Here is a 3,447-nt window from a genome sequence, read left to right on the forward strand (position 1 = left end):
GGGCGGCGGCTGGCGTCCCTCAAAAACAGTTATGCCCTGGCGAGCGAGCCGCTGCCGCAAGACCCCTGGCCCGAAGGGTGCCTTATCTGGGAAACGGCGCGGCCTTACCTGTACGCCCGCACCACCGCCGACGGGCGCGTGATCGTGGGTGGCGAGGACGACGACTTTCACAGCCCGGCACGGCGCACGCGGGCGCTGGAGCGAAAGCAGCAGCGGCTGGAACGGAAAATCAACAAGCTGCTGGGCCAGGAACTGGAAACCGCTTTTGCCTGGGCGGGCACCTTCGGTGAAACGAAGGATGGGCTGGCCTACATCGGCCCCCAACCCGGCTCGCGGCTGCTGTTCGCGCTGGGCTACGGCGGCAACGGCATCACCTACAGCGTGCAGGCGGCGCGGCTGCTGACGGCGCATGTCCTGGGCGAACCGACGCCCGACCTCGACATTTTCCGTCTCGACCGGTAGAGCGGTTAGACTCGCGGGCACATGACCGACACTGCGCCCTCCCCTTCCGACCTGCGCCAGCGTGTCCTCTCGCTGGTGGCCCGCATCCCTGAGGGCCGGGTGATGACCTACGGACAACTCGCTCTGCTGGCCGGGCAGCCCGGCGCGGCGCGGCAGGTCGGCTTCATCATGAACGGGCTGCTGCAAGACTCCGACCTGCCCTGGCAGCGGGTCATCAACGCGCAGGGCAAAGTCAGCACCCACAAAGTCGGCTTTGGCGACCTTCAGGAAGGGCTGCTGCGGCAGGAAGGCGTCGTTTTCGATGCTTCGGGGCGCTGTGACCTGGGCCTGTATCAGTGGTGGCCCGAGGAGGAAGGGCAGGCGGCCTTGCCTGAACGTCTGCTGTAGAGCGAGGGACAGCCTGTCCGCCCGGTGAAGCCGACTCCTCCAGTGCAGGCCGCAGCCCAGAAAAGAACCGGGCTACGTCCTTCCCTTCCGGTGTCGGCCTCCGCCTCTTCTCGCTCTGCTCGCAAAAAGCAGCCTTTATAAAGTCTGCTTTTTGGAAGTTGGTCTAAGCCGTATGCTGTAGCGCATGAAGAGCAAGAACCAACGGACGGCGGGCAACGCCATGTCATGGGCGCTGGGCGTGACCCTGGGTGTCATTGTGGGCCTCGCCCTGCTGATCGCCATTCCTCGCATGATGTTCCCCCCGGCAGCGACGGGCGCGGACGCTCCCCAGGCGCCTGCCGCTACCGCCAGCACCAATGACAGCAGCGGCGCCGCCACCAACGCCGAAGCGGGGGGCACCGAGGGCACCAACACCGAAATGAGCAGCGAGGAAAGCGGCACGGAAACCGCCGCTGGCACGACGGAAACCGCTGAAGGCGAAGCCAACGCCGAAGCAGGCAAGGCGGTCTACGCCGGAAGCTGCGCAGGCTGCCACGGTGCCGAAGGGCAGGGCGCGGTCGGCCCCGCTCTGAACGCCGCCGCCGACTGGAGCGACGCCGAGTTCACCACCGCCCTTCGTGAAGGCAGAACTCCCGAGAAGGAGCTGACCCCCGTCATGCCCCGCTTTGCCGAAGCGCAGCTCAGCGCCCAGCAAGTCAACGACGTACACGCTTTTATCAAGACCCTGTACTGAGCTTTGCCGCTCGCCCCGCCCCTGCCAGCCCGGTGGGGGCGGCCCTCTTTTGGTGCGCCCTTTGGCCTGGGCCGAGTGCGCCACTTGGCGGATGCGCCGCGCCGCTTGTCTAAAGAAAGATGGTGGATCAGGGGGTGGCCCCTTCACCTCGACGCAGGCAGGATGCAGGTCTCGGCCCCCTCCCTTTCTTTTCATCCTCTTTCAGGAGTTCCGACCATGAACGGCAAGCACATCACCAAACTGGGATTCGAAAACAAGGCCGTGGGCCTCGCCCTCAGCGCCGCTAATCTCCGCGAAGACGCGGGCGTCAGCCGCAACGACATTCTGGACGAGCTTCGCAGCGTGCAGGGCTACCCCGAGCAGTACGCGGGCGGGGGCGTGTACGCCGAACTCGCCGCCCATCTGCTGGAACAGCGTGCCAAGCAGCAGGGCCAGCAGTCGGCCAAGCTCCGCGCCGCGCCGCTGCCCTACCGCATCTGGGGCGAAGACCTGATCGAGCCGGGCGCCCATGCCCAGATGGACGTAGCGATGCGTCTGCCCATCTCCCGCGCCGGGGCGCTGATGCCCGATGCCCATGTGGGCTATGGCCTGCCCATCGGCGGTGTGCTGGCGACCGAAAATGCCGTGATTCCCTACGGTGTGGGCGTGGACATCGGCTGCTCGATGATGCTCAGCATCTTGCCGATTGGGGCGCAGAACCTCAGCACCGAAGAAGCGCGTTCGCTGCTACTCAAGCACACCCGCTTTGGCGCGGGCGTGGCCTTCGACAAGCGTGAGCGCCTCGACCATCCCGTGCTGCACGAGGACACCTGGAAAGAGCAGCCCCTGCTGCGCCACCTCTACGACAAGGCCGCCTCGCAAATCGGCACGTCGGGCAGCGGCAACCATTTCGTGGAATTCGGAACCTTCACCCTGGCCCAGCCGCTGGAAGACGTGCCCGCAGGCGAATACCTCGCGGTGCTGTCGCACTCCGGCTCGCGTGGCTTCGGGGCGCAGGTGGCGGGGCACTTTACCAACGTCGCCCAGCGCCTGTGGCCTACGCTGGACAAGGAAGCCCAGAAACTCGCCTGGCTGCCGCTGGACGGCGAGGACGGGCAAGCCTACTGGCAGGCCATGAATCTGGCGGGCCGCTACGCGCTGGCGAACCACGACCAGATTCACCAGCGCCTCGCCCGCGCCCTGGGTGTCAAGCCGCTGCTCCGCGCCCAGAACAGCCACAACCTCGCCTGGAAACAGCAGGTGGAGGGCCGCGAACTCATCGTCCACCGCAAGGGCGCGACGCCTGCCGAGGCGGGGCAACTCGGTCTGATTCCCGGCAGCATGGCCGACCCCGGCTATCTGGTGCGCGGCCGGGGCAACGCCGAAGCCCTGGCGAGCGCCAGTCACGGCGCGGGCCGCCAACTCGGACGCAAGGCTGCCGAGCGCTCGCTGGCAAAAAAGGACGTGCAAAAGTACCTTCAGGAGCGCGGCGTCACCCTCATCGGCGGCGGCATAGACGAAGCGCCCCAGGCGTACAAGCGCATCGAAGAAGTCATCGCCCGCCAGAGCGATCTGGTGGACGTGCTGGGCGAATTCCACCCCCGCGTGGTGAGGATGGATACGGGCAGCGAGGACGTGTAGCGCCGCTTGCAAAAATGAAGCGGGGAAAGGTCGCCATTGGTCCCTTTCCCCGCTTTTCTCAGCGCCGGAGCGTCTACACTCTTTGCCATGATTCGCGTCCTGCTTGCCGACGACCATGCCCTCTTTCGCCAAGGCTTACGCAGCCTGCTGGAATCGGAGGGGATGCGCGTGATTGGTGAGGCCGCCAACGGGCGCGAGGCCGTGCGCTACGCCGCCGACACCCAGCCCGACGTGATTCTGATGGA

The 3,447-nt window shown here is 66.4% G+C and carries 5 protein-coding genes; all 5 read left to right on the top strand.

Annotation, left to right across the window (positions count from 1 at the left end; all coding sequences use genetic code 11):
* The coding region (locus tag Q4C89_RS03470; RefSeq protein ID WP_303101214.1) for an FAD-binding oxidoreductase at positions 1-462 on the top strand (462 nt) is incomplete at its 5' end.
* A 21-nt stretch (positions 463-483) separates the two neighbouring features.
* On the top strand, positions 484-849 hold the full coding sequence (locus Q4C89_RS03475) for an MGMT family protein (protein ID WP_303101215.1): 366 nt from the start codon (positions 484-486) through the stop codon (positions 847-849).
* Positions 850-1,033: 184 nt separating this feature from the next.
* A complete protein-coding gene (locus tag Q4C89_RS03480; RefSeq protein ID WP_303101216.1) occupies positions 1,034-1,582 on the top strand; it encodes a cytochrome c in 549 nt (182 codons plus the stop codon).
* Between the two features lie 216 nt (positions 1,583-1,798).
* On the top strand, positions 1,799-3,202 hold the full coding sequence (locus Q4C89_RS03485) for an RtcB family protein (RefSeq protein ID WP_303101217.1): 1,404 nt from the start codon (positions 1,799-1,801) through the stop codon (positions 3,200-3,202).
* A gap of 87 nt (positions 3,203-3,289) precedes the next feature.
* Positions 3,290-3,447, top strand: a 158-nt coding sequence (locus Q4C89_RS03490) for a response regulator transcription factor (protein WP_303101244.1), incomplete at its 3' end; no start/stop codon positions are given.

The sequence above is a fragment of the Deinococcus sp. genome (genome assembly GCF_030523985.1).
Taxonomy (GTDB): domain Bacteria; phylum Deinococcota; class Deinococci; order Deinococcales; family Deinococcaceae; genus Deinococcus.

Bases quoted from the DNA above. Each gene is read 5' to 3' on its own strand.
- Q4C89_RS03475 (WP_303101215.1), top strand. From the start codon at position 484: ATGACCGACACTGCGCCCTCCCCTTCCGACCTGCGCCAGCGTGTCCTC.
- Q4C89_RS03480 (WP_303101216.1), top strand. From the start codon at position 1,034: ATGAAGAGCAAGAACCAACGGACGGCGGGCAACGCCATGTCATGGGCG.
- Q4C89_RS03485 (WP_303101217.1), top strand. From the start codon at position 1,799: ATGAACGGCAAGCACATCACCAAACTGGGATTCGAAAACAAGGCCGTG.